This is a genomic window from Arthrobacter sp. 35/47 (assembly GCF_000520475.1).
Taxonomy (GTDB): Bacteria; Actinomycetota; Actinomycetes; order Actinomycetales; family Micrococcaceae; genus Arthrobacter_D; species Arthrobacter_D subterraneus.
Map to the genome: position 1 here is coordinate 120,624 of NZ_KI914616.1, position 23,105 is coordinate 143,728.

Below are 23,105 nucleotides of genomic sequence, written 5' to 3' on the forward strand. Positions count from 1 at the left end.
AGATCCTGAAGAACGAGGCCTATGCGTCGGTTCTCGACCGGCTGGTCGAGGCTACCTCGGACGCACCGTCGAGGGAAGAGCGGATCGACGCAGCCCGGCGCGAGTGGCGCGAGGGCTTTGTGGCCCAGGCCGCCGTCGAATTCATCAAGACCCCGCACCGTCATTCGTCCGGGCAGGATCATGCCGGTGTCATGACGCTGGAGGATTTCGCCGGTTTTGAAGCCGGCTACGAGGAGGCCACCACCCTCGAGTTCCGCGGTTACACCATTGCGAAGACGGGTCCCTGGGGGCAGGGACCCGCGCTGCTCCAGACCCTCGCGATCCTGGACGGGTTCGACGACGACCGCCTGGATCCATCCACCGCCCTCGGCGCGCACACCATCCTTGAAGCGCAGAAGCTTGCCATCGCCGACCGTGAGGCCTACTACGGTGACGCTGAGGTCCCGATGGACTACCTGTTGTCCGAGGAGTACGCCGCGGAGCGCCGGGCGCTGATCACCGACCAGGCGTCGGCCGAGTTCCGGCCGGGCAACGTCCCGAGGCACACGCCGTTCACGCCGCCCTTGCGCACGGAGTACACCCCGCCGGCACTCGCCGGGGAGGCCGTCTTCGCCGGAGTCGGCGAACCCACCGTCTCCCGCAGCGGCGAGACCCGCGGTGACACCTGCCACATCGACGTTGTGGACCAGTGGGGCAACATGGTGTCCGCGACGCCGTCCGGAGGCTGGCTGCAGTCATCCCCGACCGTCCCGGAACTGGGGTTCTGCCTCGGCTCCCGGCTGCAGATGACGTGGCTGGAGGAGGGGGCGCCGTCGTCGTTGGAACCGGGTAAACGGCCGCGCACCACGCTGACGCCCACCCTCATTCTCAAGGACGGGAAGCCGGTGGTGGCGCTCGGATCGCCCGGCGGCGACCAGCAGGACCAGTGGCAGCTGCTGTATATCCTGCGCACCATCGTCGGCGGATACGCTCCGCAGCAGGCAATTGACGCACCGTCCCTGCACACGACGTCGATTCCGGGCTCGTTCTTCCCACGCACCTGGGAGCCCGGCGGCGCTGTGGTCGAGGACCGGCTGGGCGAGGACGTCATCACGGACCTTGAACTGCGCGGACATCAGGTCACACGTGCGGGGGACTGGGCGCTCGGACGGCTCTCCTCGGTGGGCAGCGACCCGGAAACCGGCCTGCTGACGGCCGCAGCCAATCCACGGGGGGCACAGGGCTATGCAGCCGGCAGGTGATGAGGAGGCCGCGCCGAAACAGCGCGTCCAGGACGAAATCCGCAGGGACATCATTTTCGGGTCGCTGCCTCCGGGCACCCGGGTAACCGAGACTGCGCTCGCAACCAAGTACGGGATTTCCCGTGTTCCGGTCCGGGAAGCGCTGCGTGCGCTCGAAGCGGAGGGCTTCGTTGACTCGAAGCCCTACGCGGGTTCCACGGTATCGAAAATCCCGGTCGATGACGCCGAGGACCTCTTCTTCGTCCGTGAGGCGCTTGAGTCGGCGACCGCCCGCCGCGCTGCGCGCCGCGCTGCCGCCCAGTTCGATTCAGGCGCCCCGAGCTCGGAGTGGTGGAACGCGCGGAAGCTGCTGGCCGGCATCCTCGACGAGGGTGACACCGCAGTGGCCCAGAACCGCCTGGACCTGCTGCCGGAGCTCAACATCCGGTTTCACCTCGGTATTGCCGAGCTCAGCGGGAGCTCGTCGCTGACGGCACTGCTGCGCCAGATCGCCGGCAAGATCGAGTGGCTGTACGCGACCGACGTCGACAATCGCGGCAAGGAGTCCTGGGGCGAGCACCGGAGCATCATCGCAGCAATCGACGCCGGCAACTTCGCCGATGCGGAGAAGCTGATGGCCAACCACGTGCACCAGTCGAAGGAAGGCTACCTCGACCGCTTTTCCACGGAGCAGTCCTGACCCACCCCTGGTGAAGTTTTTGTCGCCGTTCTGCTGTTAAAACGCGTCCATAACAGCAGATAGGCGACAAAAACTTCCAAGGGTGCGGGGGTTAGAGGAACGGACGGAGCGGCGCCAGGATCGCTTCACTGGCTCGGGCCACCAGGTGGCGGCCCTCCCATTCCTCGATCGGCAGTTCACGGCAGTTGCTGCTGTCAATCTCGAAGATGCGTTCCATGGTTGAGGCCAGGTTCCGATCAAACATTTCGATGTTGATCTCGTAGTTCCCGGTCAGGCTCAGCCTGTCGATGTTCGCCGTTCCCACGGTGGACCATTCCCCGTCGACCGTTGCCGTCTTCGCATGGATCATGGCGTTCTGGTACAGCAGGATCTTCACGCCGTCGCGCAGCAGCGCTGAGTAGAACCCGCGGGACAGCCAGTCGGAAACCACATGGTTGGAGTCCTCGGGCAGGATGACCCGGACATCCACGCCGCGCTTGCTGGCCCGCAGCAGGGCATCAAGAATCTGCTGGTCCGGAATGAAGTATGCGGTGGTGATGTAGATGTGGCTGTGTGCGCGGTTGATGGCGTCCAGGTACACCCCGCGGATCGGGAAGACGAGGTTCGCCGGAATGTTATTCACGGCCCGCAACCGCGGTTCCCAGAAATCGGCGCTGGTCTCCTCTAGGGGACGGTGACGCTGAGTGGGCGCAGTATTCCAGAACGCCACGAACGCCTGCCGCAGCTCCCAGACGGATTTGCCCTCGAGCTTCAGATGGGTATCGCGCCATTTGGAGGCGTAGAGGGAGCCGATGTTGTAGCCGCCGACATAGCCGATGGAATCGTCCACCACCACCACCTTGCGGTGGTCGAAACCCGTTCCCCGGATGTTCGTGAACAGGATCGAGGGGCGCACCACCGGGAACCGGAACACCTCCACGTTCGGGTGGAACCGGTAGAAGGTCGGCGGGACCACCAGGTTCGCGAACCCGTCATAGATGACGTAGACCTTCACACCGCGGGCCGCGGCGTCGTTGAGCGCATCCTTGAACTGACGACCGATCGCGTCGCCCTTCCAGATGTATGTCTCCAGCATGATGGTGTGCCGGGCAGCCCGGATGGATGCCAGCATGTCCTCATACAGGTCATGACCGTAGGTGAAGACTGTGACCTCCGAGCCGGCCACCTCGGCGTCGAAAATGCCCGGATGCGGAAAACCGGGACGCTTGCTGCGCAGCTTCCGCTGGACCGCATCAATGAGAACGATGGCGGTGATCACCATTGCCTGCACCGCTGCGAATGCCATGGCCGCCCGCGCCAACAGCGAACGGGTCAGGGCAAACAGGTGAAGACGGCGAAGAGTGCGCATAGAAAGAGCGTAGTGGGTGTAGTCCTAACGCTTCCTGAGGGCCGCCAGCAACCGGTGCTCCGCGTCTTCACCGGGCGCGATCCCGCCCGGGATCCGGAACAGGAAGAACATGCCGAGTACCCACCAGAGACCGAACAGAATCCACGGCGGGGGAGTCAGCGCGGCAGGCATGCCGGGCAGGTAGAGACTCAGGAGGGCCACGCAGAGAACCGCAGCCGCAATGCCGATGATCAATCCACCGTTGCCGGCGCCCCCGACGCGGAGCGGGCGGTCCATCGAGGGCTCACGCCGCCGCAGGATCACAAACACCACTGACACCAGGATGTACGCGATCACAATGCTCGGCGCACCGGAGTCAACCAGCCACACCAGCATGGACTCGCCGAAGAACGGGGCGAGGAAGGACAGCCCTCCGATGAACATCAGGGCATTGGCCGGCGTGCGGTAGGTGGGGTGCAGCTTGCCGAACCAGGCGGGCAGCATGCCGGAGCGCGCCATCGAGTACATCAGCCGCGAGGCCCCCAGCAGCAGCGAATTCCACGAGGTGAGGATGCCCGCGATACCTCCGGCGATCAGCACTTTGGCCATCAGGTCGCTGCCGAAGAGCGCACCCATCGCATCGGCGGTGGCGATGTCGGCCTCCACAATCTCGTTCGCGGGCATGGCCGACGACGTCGTCAGGATGGTCATCACGTACCAGACGGTCGCCATGAGCACGGCGACCACCACGAGCTTGCCGATCTGGCGGGCAGGGATTTTCACTTCCTCGGCTGACTGCGGGATCACGTCGAACCCTACGAAGAGGAACGGAACCACCACCAGGACCGCGAAGAACCCGGCGGCCCCGCCCGTGAACAGCGGCTCCATATTGCCGGCCGAGCCGCCCGTGAATGACCCGAAAATAAGGATCAACCCGATGAGGAGGAGGAAGAGCACCACGAAGGTCTGCGCGACACCGGCCAGCTTGACCCCGCGGATGTTGATGAACGTGATGACGACGGCGGCCAGCGCACCGACGAGTGCCCAGGTCAGGAACACCTGGCTGCCGGCCACCTCCCACAGCGGGATCTGGTTCAGCCCGGGGAACAGGTACAGCGCCGTCCGCGGCAGTGCCACCGCCTCAAACGCGACGATCGTGACGTACCCGCCCGTGATCGCCCAGGAACCGATGAAGGACCAGCGTGGCCCCATGCCGCGCAGGATGAAGTTGTGCTCGCCGCCCGCCTTGGGCATGGCCGCGGTCAGTTCGGCGTAGGTCAGGCCAACCACACCCATGATGACGCCGCCGGCCACCATGGCCAGGGTTGCGCCCATGGTGCCGGCAGAGCCGATCCAGCCGCCGGTCAGCACCACCCAGCCGAAACCGATCATCGCGCCGAACCCCAGTGCGAGCGCATCCCAGTTGCCCAGGACCTTCAGCAGGGATGCATCCTCGGCGCCCGCCGTCGTCCGCTGTTCTGCCATGAGTGTTGCCCCTCTCGCGCGGCCGGCGGTACCGGCTCAACCAACAAGCGTGAGATGAGCTTAGTACCGTGGTGCCGCCGCGGACAGGAACTGGCAGCAGTAATTACGACGGCGATGCCACCCGCGCCGGCGGATTGTGGCCTGGGCAGATCCAGGCGACACCGCCGGCGGCAATCCGCCGCCGGAGGTCCTCGGTGCTGCGGGCGGCGAGCGGGTTGTCGCTGTTGAGCGCGCTGTAGAAGCGTTTGATTGTCCCGTCCCGCTCAGCGCGGACGGCATCGCCCGAGAACAGCACGTCGCCGAGCTGGAAGGCCATGTGCCCCGGGGTATGTCCGGGGAGGGGGAAGGCCCTGAGTCCCTCGAAGAGCTCGCGCTCGCCGTCGAGCTCGGTGACGAAATCGGGCAGCTCGACAGGCGCTGCCCGGAACAGTGCCCGGCGTAAACGCGTGGTAGGCGGCACCTCGCGGCGCAGGATTGCCGCGTCCGCCGCACCGAGCCACACGGTGGCCCCCAGTTCGCGCTGGAGGCGGAGCGCACTCTGGGCGTGGTCGGCGTCGTAATGGGTGAGCAGAATATCCGTCACCTGCCCCACGATCGGAGCGGCGTCGCGCAGTTCGCCCAGCAGGGCGTCCCAGCCGCCGGCCATCCCGGGATCGACGACGGCGGTGTGCCCGGGAGTGCGCAGCAGGTATCCGTTGGCTCCCCTGGAGCGCTGGAGCTGGTAGCAATTACCCGTGATGGTGCGCATGCCGTGCCTCTTTCTCGCTTCTGGTAGGCCTCAGCGTAATGGTGCGCCGGCGGAGCGCGATACGGCTAGTCGTCCTCGCGGTCCTCTTGCTGCTTCTGCCGTTCCTTTTCTTCCTTTTCCGCCTGCTTCCGGGCTTCTTCCGCCGCTTCCTCCGCAGCCTTCCGTTCCCGGTCGCTTTGGGTTTCCCCGGGATCCCTGCTGTCTTCCTTACCGCCCTTGGCGGGCGCGGTGAAAGTCGGCACCGGTGCCGGTTCGGCCGGAGGCATCGTCGCAGGCGCAGGTGCAGGCGCCGGCGTTTCGGTCTGGATCGAGGCGACAAAGGCGTCGATGCTGTCCTGGATGCGCAGGGCGCGGCCCTGGGCCACGGCACCGGAATCCTCGGCTGCCTGGACCTCGGCCTTCAGGGCGTCGGCCTGGCTCAGCGCACCGTCGAGGTTCCCTTCCTGCGTCAATGTTGCGAGCTCCCGGACCTGCTGCTGGAGCGACTCGGACGTGGCCGGGTCCAGGGCCTGGGCGCCACCGCAGGCGCTCAGCGCCGGCAACATCAGCGCGAGGGCGAGAACCAGCCGGTTTGGTCTCATGGCTGCACGCTTTCGTAGAGTTCGGTCAACCGTTCGCCCGGAACCCCGGGTACGGATGGCAGCGGTTCCGGCGCCGGCGTGGGAGCAAAGAGTCCTGACAGCATCACACCCAGCAGCACCAGAACCAGTACGACGACGACGGCGCCCGCCGCCAGCCAGCGCCGGCTACGCGGGGGAGACTTCCGTTGCGCAGGCCTGCCAGGCCGTGCCGGCTTCCGTTCCGCAGTTCTGCCCGCATGGTTGTCCGGCCGGCTCGCCGGCTCCGGCTGCCGGGTTGGCTGCTCGTTCAGCCCCAGGACGAAGGCCCTTCGGGTCGACTGGGGATCCTGGGCGGCCCCCGGCAGGACCCTGGTCTCGGGTCCTGGATCATCGGCCGGAAGCGGCTCCTCGAGGAAAGCGTTGCGCTGCGCTGCCAGGATGCCGGCCACCTCGGCGGCGGAAGGGCGTTCACCAGCGGTGCCTGCGGTCATGCGTGAGATGAGGTCGCGCCAGGCAGGATTGACCGAGGCGGGGATTGCGGGAGCGCGGTGCAGGCGTGCGAGCGCGGTCTCGAGTCCGCGGCCCTCGAAAGCGGGTTCGCCCGTCAGGCATTCCAGCAGAACCAGGCCGAGGGCATAGAGGTCCGTGGCGGCACCGACCGCTTCACCGCGAGCCTGCTCGGGGCTGAAGTAGGCGGCCGTGCCGATGGTTTCACCGGTGGCCGTGAGCCGGTCGCTGTCCATCTGCCGGGCGATCCCGAAGTCGGTCAGGACGTAGCCGAAGCGGCCGGATGACGGCTCGGCCTCGCGGCTGAGGATGTTGGAAGGCTTCACATCACGGTGGGTGATGCCCTTCGCATGGACATAGGCGAGGGCGCGCGACACGTCGTGACCGATGGCCCAGGTCTGTTCCGGGCCCAGCGGACCGCTGCGCAGCAGTCGGTGGAGATCGGGCCCGTCAACCAGGTCCATGACCACCCAGCCCGAACTGGCAGAGTGACCGACGTCGTGTACCTTGACCAAACCCGGATGGTCAAGGCTTGCCAGGAGGCGAGCCTCGGCGCGTTCGCGTTCTGTGGGGCGGTCTTCTGGCCGGCCGCGGAAAAGCTTGATGGCGACGTCCCGGTCGAGCAGTTGGTCGTGGCCCCGGCGGACCTCCGCCATGCCGCCGCTGCCGAGAAGGTCACCCACGGTGTAGCGCCCGTCCAACACGTCCCCGGCGGGGTCACTGCTGCGCCACGCGGTGCTGGAAGGTGCGGAGGCCGGGGCGGGCATCCTGCCGGGCGGAGGGGGAAGCTGCATGTCAGGCACCTCCTCATTGTCCGCCGTCGTCGTCCTTTCATGAAAGCGCACAGTTCAGCCGGGCTCAAGACTAGAGCCCAGGTTCTCACGACACTCTCATCTCCAGCTGACGGCGTGCGGAGATTTCTGTGGCGAGTGCAGTTCCAGCGGCCAGGACTGCATCCACCACGGGCACGCTGGACCGGCGGCGAAGTTCGGCGGCCACGCCCATGCTGGTGAGCCCTGTGCAGGCCTGAAGGATCACGTCGACGTCGGCATTCAGGAGGCGTTCGGCAGCACGATAGGTCTCGAACACTCCGGAGGGCGTGAGCAGGTCGCTGGTTGTGAGGACGCCATGCGGCGACTCAGCGGCGAGCAGATGGCGTCCGAGGACGCGGCTCACCGCGCCGGGTGTGGCTGAATTGAGTGTCAGAACGCCAACCCGAGTGCCGAGCGAGAGCGCAGCGGCAGCCCCTGCAGAGCCGGCTCCGACCACGGGCACTGACAGAGTCTCCCGGAGCTCATCGAGCGCGGGATCGGAGGAACAGCTGATCAGGATGCCGTCAACCTCGCGGGAAAGGGAATCGGCAACCGAACGCACCTTGGGTGCGGCGGCGTCGTGGCTTGCGTCGTCATGGATGCCGTGCGGTTGGTCGGCGACCGCCCGGGAGGTGACGCGGTGGCCGGTCGCATCGCGCACAACCCGCCCGTGCGCATTGAGCAGACGCCTGTCTGTGGTGCTGAGAACCCTGATCAGTCCGATGTGTGCCATGGTGCCTTCCGGGATGGGCGGTCCGCCTACACAGCAACTCTCGCCGGGCACGGTTTCCACGGTGTTTCCCGGTCGTTAGCATCACAAGAAAAAGGGAGGGCGCGTTCAAACGCACCCTCCCTTTCCGCTGCCGTGGTTCAGCCGAGCAGGCCGCCCAGCCCGCCACCGAGCTTGCCGAGGAGATCCTGCGGATTGATGCCGAGCTTCTCCAGCAGGCCCGAGTCGCGTTCGGTGTCGACCTGGTCAGGCAGTTCCTGCTCTGCCTGCTGGGCCTTGTCCTGGTCTCCCTGGTTTCTCAGGAGGTCAATGATCTGCTGCTTGTCGATATTCATGCTGAGTTTCCTTTCTTTCGCGGGTCAGTGAACCGGTATGAATCAGCGGAAACGGGGAGCGTTGGGATCCTCCGGCCGGGTCGCCGCATGGCTGCCGGAGGTGTCCGCCGTCTGGGTGCGTGCCTTTGCATCCTGGGCAGCGCTCTTCAGCTGCTCCGTCGGCCGGGGTGAGGACTGCGCCTCGGCCTTGACGCGGGGTGCTTCTGCTTCAGCCTTGTTCAGGTAGTGCTCCCAACGCTGGGACATCGGCTTGATGAGCCCGCCGCCGACACCCACGACAATCACGCCGACAATTGCGGTCAGTACGGCGATGAGGATGGGCGTGGTAACCGTGGTGGCGATCTCAACCTGGTTGAGTGCCGCGATGATCCCGATGCCCAGAATGAAGACGCTTGCGATATTGGCAAGGATCTTCCCGTAGGAGAGGCCACCGAGCGTGCCCTGGATAAGGTTCTTCACCGCTGCAGCGATGGCGGCCGCGATGATGACGATGATGATGGCCACAATGATCTTCGGCAGGAACGCGATGATTCCTTCGAGCAGGTCGCTCACCGGGTTCGGCCCAAAGACCCCGAACGCGAACTGGAGCACAAACAGCACCAGCGCGTAATACACGATTTTGGCGATGATGTCGCTGGCATCCAGTGACGACTTCGCGAGTGCCTTCTTGACGCCGCCGCGCTCTACGACCCGGTCAAAACCTACGCGCTCAAGCAGCTTCTCCAGCGCTTTGGCGATCGCTTTGGCAATGATGAGCCCGACGATCAGGATGACGAGGAACAACAACAGCTTCGGTACGAACTCGATCACCGACGCGAGACCGCTTCTCAGTGTTTCTTCCATGGAATCTCCCTCTGTGAAGCTTCGCGAACCTGGATGGCATCGCGAGGCCGCCAATCCGCCGTAACGTCTGCCCGGCGGGGTGCACGTCTCCCACAGTAGGCACACTTCAGGGAAATAGAAAGGTTGCTTGGTATTAAATTTTCCGTGGCGGCGGGTGAATTCAGGGGTGCCGGACGCCGGATCCCTGCAGGACCGCCCGGTAGCCTTCCCGGTAGGTCGGGTACGCAAACCTGAAGCCGGTGCTGCCGAGGAGCGCATTGCTGCAGCGCTTGCCCGTGGCCGGGAGCGCGGGATCCGGTGCCGCTCCGGCCTGCAGCTGCACCCCCATTTCGGCGGCGAGGAATTCCTGCACGTCGGACAGCAGCGCCGGTTCGGCATCGGTCCCCAGATAGGCGGGGGCGGGAGCGTCGAGCCCCGCGAGGTGCACAATCGCCGCGGCTGCGTCATCCCGGTGGATGCGGTTGGTCCAGTGCGGTGCCCCGCGGCTTACTTTTCCGCTGCGGACCTGGTCGATCAGCCGCGTCCGGCCCGGCCCGTAGATGCCGGAGAGCCGCAGCAGCACGGACTGCGGCGCACGCTCGGCCAGCATCCTCTCCGTGTCCGCCAGGACCGCGCCGGTGGCGGTGGAAGGCGCGGGCGGGGTGTCCTCACTGACCCATCCGCCGTCGTCGTTCCCGTGCACTGCGGTGGAGGAGATGAAGATGATCCTTCGCGGGGTCACACCGTTGCGGGCCAACGCATCCAGCAGGTTGGCGGTGCCGTCCTGGTAGGTGGCGCGGTAGGCGGCTTCGGTCCGCCCGTCGGCTGTGAGCGCAATAACCACGACGTCGGTGTCGGTAGGAATGGGCGGAAGATCGCCTGTGAGGTCCACCGGGACTCCCTCGATCTGCGCCGGCAGCTTCCCGGGCGACCGCCGCCAGCCCACCACCCGGTGTCCGGACTCCGCATAACCAAGTCCGGCCTGGGTGCCGAGATCTCCGCAGCCTGCAATCAAAACCGCCATGCTTTGAGCTTCCCACATGTACTCTGCGTGCCAGACTGGAGCGTATGCCCACCCGGTTGCTGATCATCGCCGACACCCACCTGCCCCGACGCGCCAGGCGCCTGCCGCCGGCGGTATGGGAAGCGGCAGAGGCCGCGGATATCGTCATCCACGCCGGCGACTGGGTCACCGTTGAACTTCTCGATGAACTGGAACGCCGCACGCAGCGCCTCATCGGCGTGTACGGCAACAACGACGGCGCGGACCTCCGCGAACGGCTGCCGGAAACCGCCCGCGCCGAGATCGACGGGGTGCGGTTCGCCGTGATCCACGAGACCGGGGCAGCGGCAGGCCGGGAAAAGCGGATGGACGCTGCGTTCGATGACGCGGACGTGCTGGTCTTCGGGCACAGCCACATCCCGTGGGACACCACAACGCCGGGGGGAATGAGGCTGCTCAATCCCGGATCCCCGACGGACCGCCGCCGACAGCCCGCCTGCACCTATCTCACTGCAGAGACCGACGACGGTGCCCTCACCGCCGTGAGGCTGCATGAAGTCACCGTCCGGTGAGGTCGGAAACCGGTGATGCAGGGAACTGCCCTTCTGGTCCGGTCTTCCGGTTGGTAGGAATAAGAGAAAGAATTGCCGACCACGAAGGAGTTGCCGTCATGAATTCCGCTACCGGGCCGATGCGGGTGAGGGGGCTTGCCGCCGTCGTCGTTGCTGTTGTTGTCGCGTTGACGGGGTGTACCGCTCCAGAGGAACCGGAGCAGGAGAACGGCACCGCCGCCGTTTCGCCTGGGACGGCGTCGCCCGGTGGGAATGACGGCAATGTCGGGGGCCCTCCCTCCGCTGCGGATATTCCGCAGATCATCGACGACGTTCAGCCTTCCGTGGTGACCATCTTCCTCGAGCGAGGGGGGTTGGGCAGCGGCGTAATTTACAGCGAGGACGGACTGATCATCACCAACGAGCATGTTGTCCGCGGTGCGGAGGAAGTCCAGGTTGCCTTCGCCGACGGCCAGCGTGTTGCCGGCACGGTGGTGGCCACCGATGTGGTCACGGACCTCGCGCTGGTGCAGGCGGACCGGACCGGACTTCCGCCGGCCGAGTTCCAGACGGAATTGCCGGAGGTGGGGGAGCTTGCTGTGGTGATCGGCAGTCCGCTGGGCTTCGAGAACACAGCCACGGCGGGGATCATTTCCGGTCTGCACCGGGAGATTCCCGGGTCAGCAACCAACAGTGCGTCGCTCGTGGACCTTGTACAGACCGACGCGGCAATCAGCCCCGGCAATTCCGGAGGCGCACTGGTTAACAGCCGGGGCCAGGTGGTCGGGATCAGCGAGGCCTACATTCCGCCGCAGGCGGGCGCGGTATCGCTAGGTTTCGCGATTCCGGCAGGCACGGCCGTTGAGGTTGTCGAGGAACTGCTTGAGGACGGATCCGCCGAGCACGCTTTCCTTGGACTGGCGCCCCGGACCGTGACGCCGCAGATTGCCCAGCAACTGGGTGTCAGCGCGGAACAGGGTGTTGTGGTTCTCGCGGTGGAAAACGGCGGTCCCGCTGACGAGGCCGGGATCCGGGCCGGAGACATCCTGGTGTCCCTGGACGGTGAACCGCTGGCCAGCGCGGAGCAGCTGCTGGCGGCGCTGCGCGCGTTCAATCCCGGGGAGACGGTCACCGCGGAGCTGATCCGCGAGGGCGAGAACTCGGAAGTCGATATTGTCCTCGGCGAGCGGCCGGTCCGGAACGGCTGAGATTGAGCCTAGAGCCTAGAGCCTAGAGCCTAGAGCCTTGAGCCCCCAGGCCTCAGTCGCGGCCGGGCTCAGTGGTCCGGTTCAGCATGAAAGACAGTGCGAAGGCCAGGATGGCGGCGGCGAAGAGGACAAACTTCGCCGTCGTCAAAAAGCTTGCGAAGGCCACTTCCGAGGAAGAAATTTCAGGGGACGCCAACGCGGCCTCGAGTGCCAGGTTCTCGGCGATATCGACGGCTGCATAGAGCACGGCAACGGTGTAGAACGGCCAGCGGAGTGGGGTCTGCCCGCCGAATCTCCGGACCAGCAGGATGATGAGCGCTGCAAAGGCCACCGGAAACACCAGATCCCAGAAATAATGCACACTCTGGTAGCGCTCCACCAGCGGTGCGTCCAGGAGGCGGCGGACGGACTCCACATAACCGGCGTCGTACCCGCCGATCATGGTGTCGGGGAGCTGGATACCGACGGCCCGCTGCACCGACTGAAGCTGCAGCCAGCCGAGTGCCAGTGAAAGCACCGACACGGCAGCCGCGGCGATGATCAGCCATGCTGCGGGACGCCTTGATCCGGTGCGTTCGGGGTTGTCGACGTTCCTGCGCCTGTCTCTTCTGGTGTCTGCCATATCTCCCATTCCCCGGTGATGGGGCTGAGCAGCCCCGCGGTGCGGTTGGTTCAGTGGCGGCGCCCGGCGGCCTTGACCGCCGGCGCCACTTCGACACTAAGGGGGCTTAGCAGCGGTCACAACGCGGCGTAATGGGTTTGTGACCGGCCAGTCGCTGGCGGGACTTCCCGTCTCCCGCTGCCGGAATCGTCGCCATCGGCACGGTGACGGGGATCGGAACAGGTTCAGGAAGATCCACCGTCCCGCCGCGGCGGCGCGGATTGTTATTTCCGCGTTATGTTGCCGCGCAGGCAGGGGCCACGTACTTCAGCGGGTCAGCTTCTCGACCGCCTTGCGTGCCCGGTCAACCTCGCGGGCTGCTTCCTTCGCCGTGCGTTCTGCTTCCGTGCGCTCGCGTGCTGCATCATCGGCGTCGTCGTCGATAACGTCGATGTCCTGCTCCAGCGCCCGGATCCGTTTCCGCAGGTCCTTCACCTGTTGGGCGAGTGACTCACGGTCCCGGTCGAGCTGCTCCACCCGCTCCCGGGCACGCTTCAGCGCCGCCGCTGCTTCCTCGGAGCGGTCCTCAGCGTCCTCCAGATCCGCCCGTGCTTCGACTGCCGGGTCCGCTTCCGGATGGGCGTCGCTGTCCCCCTCCGCCGCCGATCCGGCGGCCGGTGCGCCGGAATCGAAGGGTCCGCCCACTGCGCCCGACAGATCCACGGCTTCCCAGCCGCTCGCCTCCAGTGCCCGGACCAGGCGTCCGGTGGAGACGGCGGCGGCAGCACCGGCGTCGGCCATTGCCGCTTTCAGTGTCTGCTCCACTTCCAGCGCGGTAGCGGGGCTGGGCGGATGGCCCAGCTCCCCGGCGAGGGCGGCGCCGTCCTTGACGAGCGCCGAAATGAGCTGCTGGCGCTGGGCACCCAGCTTCTTCAGCTCGCTCCGGTCCAGCTGTTCCTGGGCCTCGCGCATCGCGGCACCGACTGTGAGCGCCTCCCGCAGCTGGTCACCCCGGTGCACGGTCATCATATTGAGCACCCAGGCGGACGCAGACGGTTTGCGCAGTGCACGCACATCCCTGGCCAGCTCTTTGTCGTCCAGGCTTTTGGCGCGCTCATTACGGGCAGCAGTGAAGGCGTCCAGAGTCTGTGCATACAGCTCGGACGCGATGTCGGCGAGGTCAGTCACTGGAGGTAGATCCGCAACCCTTACTGCAGGGGCGGGACGGAAGGACCCGGTTCGGGAATCGGCCGATCGGGCGAGGGGCCGGGCCCCGGCTCCGGCGGAACGTTGGGGGTGTCCGGTCCAGGATCGGGAATCGGGTACGGCGAGGGGGAGGGCTGCGGTTCGGGCGCGGGTTCACCGGGAGGCCGCGGCTGCGACGGGTCGGGGTGCGGTTCATGAGGCGGTGGGATGGACATTCCGGTTACCTTCTCTCCATCGGCGGGTGCGCTCAGGAGCAACAGTACGCCGGACGCTGCGGGTGGGGAATAAGCGGCGCCCGGCTGTGCTTGTTACTTCTGGCTGCGCACACTCCTGCGCGCCTTTTCAGTTTCTTCAGGGGGATTTTGTGCCGCAGCACACGGACAAACGCACGCAGGCCGACGACGGCGCAACACCGGTCCCGGAGGCCGGAATTCCGGCCCGCGACCGGCTGGTCATTTCCCTGCTCCTGGTCTCCGCCTTTGTGGTCATCCTCAACGAGACCATCATGGGGGTCGCGCTCCCGCGCCTCATGGACGACCTCCAGATCACTGCTTCCGCCGGCCAATGGCTGACGACGGCGTTCATGCTCACCATGGCCGTGGTCATCCCGATCACGGGCTTTCTCATCCAGCGCTTCAACACACGGCCGGTCTTCCTTGCCGCGATGACCCTCTTCAGCCTGGGCACCCTGGTGTCGGCCATGGCACCCGGATTCGGAATGCTGCTCGTCGGCAGGGTGATCCAGGCGGGCGGAACAGCGATCATGATGCCGCTGCTGATGACCGCCGTGATGACACTGGTGCCGCCGTCCTCGCGAGGCAAGACCATGGGCAACATCTCGATCGTCATCTCCGTCGCTCCCGCGATCGGCCCCACCATCTCGGGCGTCATCCTCAGCGTGCTCGACTGGCGCTGGATGTTCTGGCTGGTGCTCCCCATCGCGGTCGGTTCGCTGGTTCTTGGCGGCATCCGGATCCAGGACGTCACCACGCCGCGCCGCACTCCGATCGACGTGCTCTCGGTCATCCTCTCGGCGTTTGCCTTCGGCGGCATTGTCTACGGGCTGAGCCAGTTCGGGGAGGGTTCCGGCGGATCCGGGGTGCCCAGCTGGCTGCCGCTCGCCGTCGGACTTGTTGGCCTGGCCTGCTTCATTGTGCGGCAACTGGTGCTGCAGCGCCGGGACCGGGCGCTGCTGGATTTGCGGACCTTCCTCTCGCGTACCTTCACCGTGTCCATTCTTGTGCTCGCCATCAGCATGATGGCCCTGTTCGGAACGATCATCCTGCTGCCCATCTACCTGCAGGACGTTCTGGGCCTCGAGCCTGCCGCTGCCGGTCTGATGCTGCTGCCCGGCGGGCTCGCCATGGGTCTGCTCGGTCCGGTGGTGGGGCGCGTGTTTGACCGTCACGGCCCCCGTGTCCTGGTGGTTCCGGGTTCTCTCCTCGTCGCCTCCGCGTTCTGGGGACTCACGCTCGTGGACGTTTCAACACCCGTTCCGCTGGTTCTTGCCGCCCACGTGGTCCTGAGCATCGGGCTGGCCGGAATGTTCACCCCGCTCTTCACCTCCGCCCTCGGCTCGGTGGGGCCGCACCTCTACTCGCATGCCAGTGCGGTGGTCGGCACCATCCAGCAGTTGGCGGGTGCGGCGGGAATTGCGCTCTTTGTCTCCGTCATGACGCTGCAGACCGGTGCGCTGATGGCGGCGGGCAGCGCCGAGGTGCCTGCACTGGCGGGCGGAATCCGGATGGCGTTCCTGTGTGGAGCGGTAATCTTCCTGTTTGCGGTGGTGGCCGCCCTCTTTGTCCGGAAGCCGGCGGCGCCCGGCCTTCCGCCGTCGTCATCAGTGCACGACGGCGACAACGCAGCAGCCGCTCCGCTGGCACACTAGGGTCATGTCCTTCTTCACCCCGCCGCCGGTCCTCACCACACCACGGCTGCGGCTGGAACCGCTGGGTCCGCAGCATCTGGAGGGGACCTGGGCTGGGCTGCAGAACCCGGAGTCACGGCGCCTTACCGGCACCCACGCGAACTTCACCCGGCGCCAGGCGGAGGAGTGGCTCGCCGGGCTGGCAGCCACCGACGGGCGTGCGGACTGGGCAATTGTCCTCGCTTCGGACGGCAGCCACATCGGCGAAGTGGTGCTGAACGACTACGACGAGGACAACTCGTCCATCGGTTTCCGGATCGCGCTGAATGCGGACGCCCGGTTCGGGCAGGGCTACGGTACGGAGGCAACCCGGGCTGTTGTCGGGCATGCCTTCGACGTCATCGGAGTGCACCGCATCGGCCTGGAGGTGTACGCGTTCAACCCTCGCGCGCAGCGGGTGTACCAGAAGGTTGGGTTCGGGGTTGAGGGGCGGCTGCGGGACGCCCTGCACTGGAACGGCGAGTGGATTGACGCCGTGGTGATGGGAATGCTGAAAACCGACCCGCGGCCCTGATCACGGTGTAGCATTCAGCCATTTCCGGACAACATTTCCTGGACAAAGGAGTCTGCGTCATGACCAAGTATCTGATCTCATTTCCGAGCGCGGCCATGGTGGTCCCCGAGGAAGGACTGCAGGCCCTTTCCGACGCGGCGCGCGCGGTGGTGCGGGAGGCCAAGGACGCCGGTGTGTGGGTGTTCGGCGGAGGCATCAATGAGAGCATTCCGCCGGTTATGGTCGACGGCGCTGGGACCGTCATAGAGGGCACGTACCCGCAGACACGTCAGATGGAGGGCGGTTATTCGGTGCTGGAACTGCCCTCGTACGAGGCGGCCCTCGAGTGGGCGGCTAGATTCGCTGCCGCCTGCCGATGCGCCCAGGAGGTGCGTGCGTTCCAGTACGATCCCGAGAGCTGAGCTGAGCTGAGCTGAGCGGGGCGCTGGGCTTGGGGCGCTCGCGCATTACCTCCGGCGTCTGATCCGAAGGTCCGGCCGGGTTGAGCTGGTCTGATAGATCACTCTGGTTGCCGACGTTCGGAGCTCCTTCTGGGTTGGGCCGAGTCGAGCTGATCTGAGCGCTGGCGGAGACTCGGGCGTCGGCACTCGAGGATCCCTTTAGTCGGATCCGAAAATGTCAGTGGCGGGTGGTTGAGTGGTTTGTATGGAGAAGGGGACGGCGGAGAGGGTTGGGAGTGCCCATGAGCCAGCGCGTGGCCGGGGGTATGGCGGGGGCGCCTATGCGGCGGAGCTTGAGCAGGCGTATGCCGAGGCGTCCGGGGAGTGGCCGGAGGGTGAGCTTGCCCTGGATTGGGCGGAGGAGGGGCTCAACGAGTACGGGATTGATGAGCATGCCCGGGCGCGGGTGGAGGAGGCGGTCCCGTCGACGCTGGTTTACCGGTTGGAGGAAGGATCCCCGATCCGGGCGCGGAGGTGCCAGACGTTGGGTGACACCCTGGATTTGTTGCGGGCCGCGGACCGGTTGGCGTCGTGGGTCGCTGCCCGGCAGGCGGTGTTGCTGGCGCAGGTCCTGGACCGGGTCCAGGACCAGGAACATGTCCTACTGACCGGGAGAGCAGACCCAGGCGCGGGCCGGGGCGCGGGTTCGGGGTTGGGGTTTACGTTGGCGGTGCAGGAGATCGCTCCGTTGTTGCGGGTTCCGGGGCGGACGGCCCAGCGGATGCTCGGCGACGCGGTGCGCCTGACGCGGGAGTTGCCGGGGACGTGGGCGGCGTTGGAGGAGGGCCGGGTCAGTCCGGTGCAGGCGCAGGTCCTGGTGGAGGAATCCGGGTCCCTCCCGGTGCAGGTCCTGCCCGGGTTTGAGGAGGCGGTCCTGGACAGCGCTGGTGCGTTGACCCGCCCGAAACTGGCACGCCGGTGCCGCCGGGTCCGCGAGGAACTCCACCCCGAGACGATCACCGCCCGGAAGGCACGGGCGGTGCAGGAGCGTTGCGTGAGTGTTCAGCCGGAGCAGGACGGGATGGCGTGGCTGGGCGCGTACCTGCCCGCGGAGCAGGCGCACGGGATTTTCAACCGGGTCGATGCCGCCGCCCGCTCCCTCCAAGGCCCCACTGAGGCCCGGACCCTGTCCCAGTTACGGGCGGATGTGTTCGCTGATGTCCTGACCCACACCTGTGCCGGGGACGTGAAGAAAGGCACCGGGTTCCGCGGCATCGGGGCGAGCGTGTTCGTCACCGTCCCCGTCATGACGCTCCTGGGACACCGGCGAAGCGACTGGCAGAACCACCCCACGGACGCGAAGGACGACGGCACCGGCGCGGGAGTCGGGGGCATCAAGGGCTTCGGCGGAAACAGCGCGGAACGTAGCGGCGGCACTGGCCTTGACCCCGGGGCTGGCGTCCCCGCCGACGTGAATGTTGGTGCTGCCGCTGGCGTCGCCGGCGCAGTTGTCCCGGACCTAACCGGGTGTGAGAACGGGTTGCTGGACGGGTACGGTCCGATTGACCCGGAGACCGCGCGGAGCCTTTCCGCGCATGCGCCGAGTTTCACCCGGATCCTGGTCCACCCGGAAACGGGGGCGATCCTCAGTGTCGGCAGGGACCGGTACCGGCCGCCCAAACACCTCCAGGACTGGGTGAGGATCACCCACCCAACGTGTATGCATCCGGGGTGTAACCGGTCGTCCTGGACCTGCGAGATCGACCACCTCACCCCCTGGGCCCACGGCGGACATACCGCGCTGGAGAACCTCGGACCTAAATGCCAACTCCACCACATGATGAAAACCGAAGGCATCTGGCCCGCCGGTATAGATGAGCGCGGTGACCCGTACGTCACGTCATTGGGCGGGAAAACGTACACCACCCTCCCCGAACCACCACCGCCCTTCTAACCGGCGGGTTGGATCACTACAGAGGCGGCGGGGTATCACCGGTGGAATGGCAGCCGGCTTCCTGCATGCACTCCGGCCTGCGGCGCAGTCAGTCCCGGATTCTGACAGCGGTTTCCCGCAGATACAGGTCAACCCTCGTATAGGCGTCCCGGGTCAGCGCCTTCCATAGTTCAAGCGCCAGCCGGACGTCTTCCGACTCCAGTTTCGCTATGGCCTGAGCGGTGAGGACCTTGACGGACACTTTTCCGGAAGCCTTCACCGTGGTTTCCTGGCGGTCATCACTGCCGAGCGCCAGTTCACCGAAGGTCATTCCGGCACTCAATGTCGTCAGTTTCACCCGGTCGCCAGTAGGACCGACTACCGAGGTGGTCACCCCACCGGAGAGAATAAAGAACACGCCCCCAAAGGACTGGCCGATGCGGCGGATCACATCGCCGTCGTCGTAGCTTCTGTCTTCCATCCGGTCAGCAAGCTTCTTGATGTCCTCATCGCTGAGGGGGCTGAGCGCGGGGCACTGGGTAATGTCCACCCTGCTTGGCAGGTTCAGTTCGCTGCCATAGGTCTGGATCAGGCGGTTCTCACACCACTCCACCGCGGCGGTCCGGGTGTCGAAAGTCGGCACAGCGCGGTCGACGTCGCGGAACGCCTCGGCCAGCGTGCCCTCCGCATCGATGAGCACCAGTTCCCGGTCCTCAGCGAGGAGGTTTTCACGCACCTCGGCCAGAAGACGCAGTGACACATCCGCAACCTCATCCACCCGGCGCAGGTCGAGAATGACGAGCTCCACGTCATCGTCCAGGGTACTGAGTTCGCGGACCATCGATTCCGTGCCGGCGAAAAGGAGATCGCCGTTCAACTCGACCACACGGGCACGGTGACCATGATCGCGAAGGATGTCCATCGCCTCGTCATCACGGCGGATACCGGAGGGCGCCGCTGTGATGTCATAGGTCGAACGGATGGCCGACTTGCCCACCCGCGCCGCTCGGACAAAATGCAGTTCCATGTCCTGCGACAGCCGCTGACTTGCCGCCATGCCGCGGACGCTGCTGCCGTGCTCATCCAGCGGAGGCGAGTACACCGCCAGCCCAACCTGTCCGGGAAGGACAGAGATGGTCCCGCCGGCAACGCCGCTCTTCCCGGGCATCCCGACCGTGCTGATCCAGGAACCGGCGTCGTCATACATTCCGCAGGTGGTCATGACGGAGAGAACCCGTTCCACCGGAACGATGTCCATCACCTGCTTCCCGGTCATCGGGTTCCGGCCGCTGTTGGCCAGGGTAGCCGCCATGAGTGAGAGGTCCAGGCAGTTCACCAGGACGGAACACTGGCGGAAATAGTCCTCGATCACCGGCGTCGGATCATCCTCGATGATATTGAAGGACCTCAACAGGTACGCCAACGCACGGTTCCGGTGACCATGCTCAAGCTCGGAGGTGAAAATCTCCTCGTCAATCGACAGCTGCCGGCCGGCAAACGCCGAATACGTATTGAGGATGCGCTTGATCCGGGTGTTGCCGCCGGAGCCTTTGATCAGCGAAGTCGCCGTCAGCGCTCCGGCGTTGATCATGGCGTTGGAAGGGCGTCCGGTCCCGGCAGCGAGTGAAATCTCGTTGAACGAATCCCCTGAGGGCTCAACATCGACCTTCTCGTCCACCTTCTCCAGTCCCAGATCCTCAAGAGCCAGCCCATAGGTGAAGGGCTTGGAGATGGACTGGATGCTGAACTCTTCCCGCGTGTCACCCACCTCGTAGATATAACCGTCCACCGTGGTGAGGCAGATCCCGAAGTTGTCCGGATTGACGTTGGCCATCGCCGGAATGGTGCTGTACGGCTTGCCGTCCTTCAGCTCTGAAATCTCCCGGTGAATCCGCGCGAGGTAGCCTTCAATCGGTGATTCCATGGGCCAAGACTATGGGGAGATCCCAGCGTTGCTTAATCCGCAGGAATCAGCGCTTCCGTCCGCCGTCGATGATGAGTGAGAGGGCAATACCGAACATCCACACGTCCTTCGCCACCGGCGTGCCCTCCTGGGTGGGGCGAACGGCGTCGTCCTGGGTCATGCCGGGCGTACGGAAGTACATGGCGAGCAGTCCGCCGGAGAAGGCGGCGAGCCCGAGCCCAACAAGGCGGCTCGGGATGAACGGCACCAGCAGCGCGGCCCCGAGCCCGGTCTCGACGGCGGCGAGAACCTTGCCGAATTTCTCGGGATCAAGCTGCTTCACCTGCGGAAAAGCGTTGGCCGCCATGCCCTGCAGATAGGCTGCAGTGTCCCGGTCGATTTCCCGCTTGGTCAGGCCCGAATTGAGGATGAACGCTCCCGTGCTGGCACGAAGGGGAAGGTGGCTGAGTTTCATCGGAACTCCTTTGGAAGGGCTTCATGGACTGCATCGAGCCTACGTCCGTGCCCACGTCCGCCGCCAGTAATTTCAAATTCAATAGTGATGCCCTTGTGACCCAGGCGTGACTTTATCGCGACCTTGGTCTGCTTATGGTGGACGACGGCTGAGGCGGGAATGTGCGAGAAACACCTGGATTAGCCAACGGATGAGTGATACGTAACCACGGTGAAGAAGGTCTTGATGTGTTGGAGTTTCTAGGAGACAGATCTAGTCAGATCCTGTTCTCAAGCTGGCAACACCTGAGCCTGGTGGTGCAATGTCTCATCCTGGCAACCGTCCTTTCCGTCGTCGTCGCCGCCTTGGTGTACCGCAGCAGTGCGCTGACCTCTGTTGCGAACAGCGTCTCCGCCGTCGGCCTGACCATCCCGTCATTCGCGCTGATCGGACTGCTCATTGCGCCGTTCGGTTTCGGTGTGACTCCCGCCGTCGTCGTCGTCACGTTCTTCGCCGCGCTGCCCATCCTGCGTAATGCCGTGGTCGGCCTGACGGGGATCGACAGGGCCGTCATCGAATCCGCACGCGGAATCGGCATGAGCCGGTTCCGCACCCTGGTGTGGGTGGAGCTTCCCATGGCTTGGCCGGTCATCCTCGCCGGAATCCGAGTCTCCGCCCAGATGGTGATGGGCATTGCGGCCATCACTGCCTACGCCCTCGGCCCGGGACTCGGCGGATTCATCTTCTCGGGACTGTCCCGCCTGGGCGGCGCCAATTCGCTCGAGTCCGTCATCACCGGCGTCGTGGCCGTCATCATCCTGGCCCTCATCCTTGACCTGCTCCTTGTCGGCCTCGGCCGCATCACAACCCCGCGAGGTATCCGTGTCTGAGACCATCCACAACGCCGACAACCAGACCAAACCGCACAGCACCATCACCGGCGCGAGCATCCTGCTGGACAAGGTCACCAAACGCTATCCGGGACAGGAGAAGGCCGCTGTCGACGGACTGACCATGGAAATCCCGGCCGGCAAGATCGTCATGCTGGTCGGCCCGTCCGGCTGCGGCAAGACCACCACCCTCAAGATGATCAACCGGCTCATTGAGCCCACGGAGGGACGCATTGTCCTCGATGAGGACGACGTCACGGACATCGACGGTGATGCCCTGCGCCGGCGGATCGGTTACGTCATCCAGGCCGGTGGCCTGTTCCCGCACATGACCGTGGCAACGAACATCGGAATTGTTCCGAAAATGCTCGGGTGGAGCAAGGAAAAAATCGCAGCCCGCGTCGATGAGCTGCTCGAGCTGGTGTCGCTGGACCCGGCCGTGTACCGCCACAGGTTCCCGAAGGAACTTTCCGGCGGGCAGCAGCAGCGCATCGGTGTGGCCCGCGCGCTCGCCGCCGATCCGCCCGTCCTTCTCATGGACGAGCCCTTCGGCGCGGTTGACCCGATCACCCGGCAGCGGCTCCAGGACGAACTCCTGAACATCCAGGAGGAACTGCAGAAGACCATTGTCTGCGTCACCCACGACTTCGATGAAGCGGTGAAGCTCGGCGACTGGATCGCCATCTTCACCGAGGGCGCCCAACTCGTCCAGTACGACACTCCCGAACGCATCCTCGCCGACCCGGCCAACGAGTTCGTCGAGAACTTCATCGGCTCGGGTGCCGGCCTAAAGCAGCTCACGCTCACCCGGGTCAACGAGGTCAACCTGGCCGACGCCATCGTCGCCAGCGTCGGTGATCTCGGCAGCGACGTGCTGTCGCGGCTTGACGAAGCCGGCCACAATCATGCCGTCGTTGTTGATGAACGACGACGGCCCATCCAGTGGCTCACGCGCCGCCAGCTCACACGCCTGGACCGGGTGAGCGACGACGTCGACGCGAAGTTGCCGGTGGTCGGTGACCGCGCCACGCTGAATGACGCGCTGGACACGATGCTTGTCTCGAGCGCCGGTGCGGCGCTCGTGACCGGCCGGCGGGACACGTTCCTCGGCGTCATCGACGTTGAGACCGTCATGGATGCCATCACCCGGGCGCACAAGCACGCCATGACCGCACACTCCGACGGCAGGCCGGTGGGAATCAACACCGGCACGCTGGACACTGTGGACACGTCGGGCGCAGCAACTGTGGGGGAGCGCCCGGGTGAGTAGCACAACAACGGAAGCACCC

Annotated in this window: 23 protein-coding genes; 10 read left to right on the top strand and 13 right to left on the bottom strand. The window is 65.7% G+C overall.

Annotated elements, in window-relative coordinates; genetic code table 11:
- Positions 1 to 1,241, top strand: a 1,241-nt coding sequence (locus X803_RS20225) for a gamma-glutamyltransferase family protein (RefSeq protein ID WP_035779150.1), incomplete at its 5' end; no start/stop codon positions are given.
- Positions 1,225 to 1,920, top strand: a complete 696-nt coding sequence (locus tag X803_RS0113905; protein WP_051470771.1) for a GntR family transcriptional regulator — start codon at positions 1,225 to 1,227, stop codon at positions 1,918 to 1,920. The genes X803_RS20225 and X803_RS0113905, both read left to right, overlap by 17 nt.
- A 91-nt stretch (positions 1,921 to 2,011) precedes the next feature.
- Here X803_RS0113905 and X803_RS0113910 read toward each other — a convergent pair whose 3' ends face one another.
- The 9 genes from X803_RS0113910 to X803_RS0113950 form a co-directional block, all read right to left on the bottom strand.
- Positions 2,012 to 3,268 (bottom strand): phospholipase D-like domain-containing protein, encoded by a 1,257-nt coding sequence (locus tag X803_RS0113910; RefSeq protein ID WP_035779151.1) that lies wholly within the window; start codon positions 3,266 to 3,268, stop codon positions 2,012 to 2,014.
- A gap of 24 nt (positions 3,269 to 3,292) precedes the next feature.
- The gene (locus tag X803_RS0113915) at positions 3,293 to 4,732 is read right to left on the bottom strand and encodes an APC family permease (RefSeq protein ID WP_026545591.1); all 1,440 of its coding nucleotides are present in this window, start codon (positions 4,730 to 4,732) and stop codon (positions 3,293 to 3,295) included.
- A 103-nt stretch (positions 4,733 to 4,835) separates the two neighbouring features.
- Complete coding sequence (locus tag X803_RS0113920; RefSeq protein WP_026545592.1) at positions 4,836 to 5,480, bottom strand: MBL fold metallo-hydrolase; 645 nt, start codon at positions 5,478 to 5,480, stop codon at positions 4,836 to 4,838.
- Between the two features lie 65 nt (positions 5,481 to 5,545).
- A complete protein-coding gene (locus X803_RS0113925; protein ID WP_026545593.1) occupies positions 5,546 to 6,061 on the bottom strand; it encodes a hypothetical protein in 516 nt (171 codons plus the stop codon).
- A complete protein-coding gene (locus X803_RS0113930; RefSeq protein WP_051470772.1) occupies positions 6,058 to 7,341 on the bottom strand; it encodes a serine/threonine-protein kinase in 1,284 nt (427 codons plus the stop codon). The genes X803_RS0113925 and X803_RS0113930 overlap by 4 nt, the downstream gene beginning before the upstream one ends.
- An 85-nt stretch (positions 7,342 to 7,426) precedes the next feature.
- Positions 7,427 to 8,092, bottom strand: a complete 666-nt coding sequence (locus tag X803_RS0113935; RefSeq protein WP_035779152.1) for an aspartate/glutamate racemase family protein — start codon at positions 8,090 to 8,092, stop codon at positions 7,427 to 7,429.
- Positions 8,093 to 8,229: 137 nt separating this feature from the next.
- Positions 8,230 to 8,424, bottom strand: coding sequence for a hypothetical protein (locus X803_RS0113940; protein ID WP_026545596.1), 195 nt, complete (start codon positions 8,422 to 8,424; stop codon positions 8,230 to 8,232).
- 42 nt (positions 8,425 to 8,466) lie between these two features.
- A complete protein-coding gene (locus tag X803_RS20230) occupies positions 8,467 to 9,267 on the bottom strand; it encodes a mechanosensitive ion channel family protein (protein ID WP_084033785.1) in 801 nt (266 codons plus the stop codon).
- A 160-nt stretch (positions 9,268 to 9,427) separates the two neighbouring features.
- Positions 9,428 to 10,270 (bottom strand): NAD-dependent epimerase/dehydratase family protein, encoded by an 843-nt coding sequence (locus X803_RS0113950; RefSeq protein ID WP_026545597.1) that lies wholly within the window; start codon positions 10,268 to 10,270, stop codon positions 9,428 to 9,430.
- Positions 10,271 to 10,314: 44 nt separating this feature from the next.
- On the opposite strand from X803_RS0113950, the gene X803_RS0113955 reads away from it, so the two are divergent.
- Positions 10,315 to 10,821 (top strand): metallophosphoesterase family protein, encoded by a 507-nt coding sequence (locus X803_RS0113955; RefSeq protein ID WP_026545598.1) that lies wholly within the window; start codon positions 10,315 to 10,317, stop codon positions 10,819 to 10,821.
- Positions 10,822 to 10,919: 98 nt separating this feature from the next.
- Entirely contained in the window at positions 10,920 to 12,008 is a 1,089-nt protein-coding gene (locus tag X803_RS0113960; protein WP_026545599.1) for a S1C family serine protease, read from the top strand.
- Positions 12,009 to 12,060: 52 nt separating this feature from the next.
- Here the strand turns inward: X803_RS0113960 and X803_RS0113965 are convergent, their stop codons facing one another.
- Both X803_RS0113965 and X803_RS0113970 read right to left on the bottom strand, forming a co-directional pair.
- Positions 12,061 to 12,630, bottom strand: coding sequence for a hypothetical protein (locus X803_RS0113965; protein ID WP_026545600.1), 570 nt, complete (start codon positions 12,628 to 12,630; stop codon positions 12,061 to 12,063).
- Positions 12,631 to 12,936: 306 nt separating this feature from the next.
- Positions 12,937 to 13,797 carry a hypothetical protein gene (locus X803_RS0113970; RefSeq protein WP_026545601.1) on the bottom strand — a complete coding sequence of 287 codons (861 nt, stop codon included), beginning with the start codon at positions 13,795 to 13,797 and terminating at the stop codon, positions 12,937 to 12,939.
- 448 nt (positions 13,798 to 14,245) lie between these two features.
- Here X803_RS0113970 and X803_RS20235 point away from each other — a divergent pair, with 448 nt between their 5' ends.
- The 4 genes from X803_RS20235 (at position 14,246) to X803_RS0113990 (ending at position 18,590) form a co-directional block, all read left to right on the top strand.
- A complete protein-coding gene (locus tag X803_RS20235; protein ID WP_253907484.1) occupies positions 14,246 to 15,703 on the top strand; it encodes an MDR family MFS transporter in 1,458 nt (485 codons plus the stop codon).
- A gap of 4 nt (positions 15,704 to 15,707) precedes the next feature.
- On the top strand, positions 15,708 to 16,256 hold the full coding sequence (locus tag X803_RS0113980) for a GNAT family N-acetyltransferase (RefSeq protein ID WP_026545602.1): 549 nt from the start codon (positions 15,708 to 15,710) through the stop codon (positions 16,254 to 16,256).
- Positions 16,257 to 16,315: 59 nt separating this feature from the next.
- On the top strand, positions 16,316 to 16,657 hold the full coding sequence (locus X803_RS0113985) for a YciI family protein (RefSeq protein ID WP_026545603.1): 342 nt from the start codon (positions 16,316 to 16,318) through the stop codon (positions 16,655 to 16,657).
- A gap of 244 nt (positions 16,658 to 16,901) precedes the next feature.
- Positions 16,902 to 18,590, top strand: coding sequence for a DUF222 domain-containing protein (locus X803_RS0113990; protein ID WP_026545604.1), 1,689 nt, complete (start codon positions 16,902 to 16,904; stop codon positions 18,588 to 18,590).
- Positions 18,591 to 18,678: 88 nt separating this feature from the next.
- Here X803_RS0113990 and glsA read toward each other — a convergent pair whose 3' ends face one another.
- Positions 18,679 to 20,493 (bottom strand): glutaminase A, encoded by a 1,815-nt coding sequence (gene glsA / locus X803_RS0113995; protein WP_026545605.1) that lies wholly within the window; start codon positions 20,491 to 20,493, stop codon positions 18,679 to 18,681.
- A gap of 46 nt (positions 20,494 to 20,539) precedes the next feature.
- On the bottom strand, positions 20,540 to 20,947 hold the full coding sequence (locus X803_RS0114000; RefSeq protein WP_026545606.1) for a DoxX family membrane protein: 408 nt from the start codon (positions 20,945 to 20,947) through the stop codon (positions 20,540 to 20,542).
- A 227-nt stretch (positions 20,948 to 21,174) separates the two neighbouring features.
- Between X803_RS0114000 and X803_RS0114005 the strand changes: the two genes are divergently transcribed.
- Both X803_RS0114005 and X803_RS20240 read left to right on the top strand, forming a co-directional pair.
- On the top strand, positions 21,175 to 21,816 hold the full coding sequence (locus tag X803_RS0114005; protein WP_026545607.1) for an ABC transporter permease: 642 nt from the start codon (positions 21,175 to 21,177) through the stop codon (positions 21,814 to 21,816).
- Complete coding sequence (locus X803_RS20240) at positions 21,809 to 23,086, top strand: ABC transporter ATP-binding protein (protein WP_035779154.1); 1,278 nt, start codon at positions 21,809 to 21,811, stop codon at positions 23,084 to 23,086. Before X803_RS0114005 ends, X803_RS20240 begins: the two co-directional genes overlap by 8 nt.
- Positions 23,087 to 23,105 lie beyond the last annotated feature (19 nt).

Coding starts and splice junctions, on each gene's coding strand:
- X803_RS0113905 (WP_051470771.1), top strand. CDS start 1,225: ATGCAGCCGGCAGGTGATGAGGAGGCCGCGCCGAAACAGCGCGTCCAG.
- X803_RS0113910 (WP_035779151.1), bottom strand. CDS start 3,268: ATGCGCACTCTTCGCCGTCTTCACCTGTTTGCCCTGACCCGTTCGCTG.
- X803_RS0113915 (WP_026545591.1), bottom strand. CDS start 4,732: ATGGCAGAACAGCGGACGACGGCGGGCGCCGAGGATGCATCCCTGCTG.
- X803_RS0113920 (WP_026545592.1), bottom strand. CDS start 5,480: ATGCGCACCATCACGGGTAATTGCTACCAGCTCCAGCGCTCCAGGGGA.
- X803_RS0113925 (WP_026545593.1), bottom strand. CDS start 6,061: ATGAGACCAAACCGGCTGGTTCTCGCCCTCGCGCTGATGTTGCCGGCG.
- X803_RS0113930 (WP_051470772.1), bottom strand. CDS start 7,341: ATGCAGCTTCCCCCTCCGCCCGGCAGGATGCCCGCCCCGGCCTCCGCA.
- X803_RS0113935 (WP_035779152.1), bottom strand. CDS start 8,092: ATGGCACACATCGGACTGATCAGGGTTCTCAGCACCACAGACAGGCGT.
- X803_RS0113940 (WP_026545596.1), bottom strand. CDS start 8,424: ATGAATATCGACAAGCAGCAGATCATTGACCTCCTGAGAAACCAGGGA.
- X803_RS20230 (WP_084033785.1), bottom strand. CDS start 9,267: ATGGAAGAAACACTGAGAAGCGGTCTCGCGTCGGTGATCGAGTTCGTA.
- X803_RS0113950 (WP_026545597.1), bottom strand. CDS start 10,270: ATGGCGGTTTTGATTGCAGGCTGCGGAGATCTCGGCACCCAGGCCGGA.
- X803_RS0113955 (WP_026545598.1), top strand. CDS start 10,315: ATGCCCACCCGGTTGCTGATCATCGCCGACACCCACCTGCCCCGACGC.
- X803_RS0113960 (WP_026545599.1), top strand. CDS start 10,920: ATGAATTCCGCTACCGGGCCGATGCGGGTGAGGGGGCTTGCCGCCGTC.
- X803_RS0113965 (WP_026545600.1), bottom strand. CDS start 12,630: ATGGCAGACACCAGAAGAGACAGGCGCAGGAACGTCGACAACCCCGAA.
- X803_RS0113980 (WP_026545602.1), top strand. CDS start 15,708: ATGTCCTTCTTCACCCCGCCGCCGGTCCTCACCACACCACGGCTGCGG.
- X803_RS0113985 (WP_026545603.1), top strand. CDS start 16,316: ATGACCAAGTATCTGATCTCATTTCCGAGCGCGGCCATGGTGGTCCCC.
- X803_RS0113990 (WP_026545604.1), top strand. CDS start 16,902: ATGGAGAAGGGGACGGCGGAGAGGGTTGGGAGTGCCCATGAGCCAGCG.
- glsA (WP_026545605.1), bottom strand. CDS start 20,493: ATGGAATCACCGATTGAAGGCTACCTCGCGCGGATTCACCGGGAGATT.
- X803_RS0114000 (WP_026545606.1), bottom strand. CDS start 20,947: ATGAAACTCAGCCACCTTCCCCTTCGTGCCAGCACGGGAGCGTTCATC.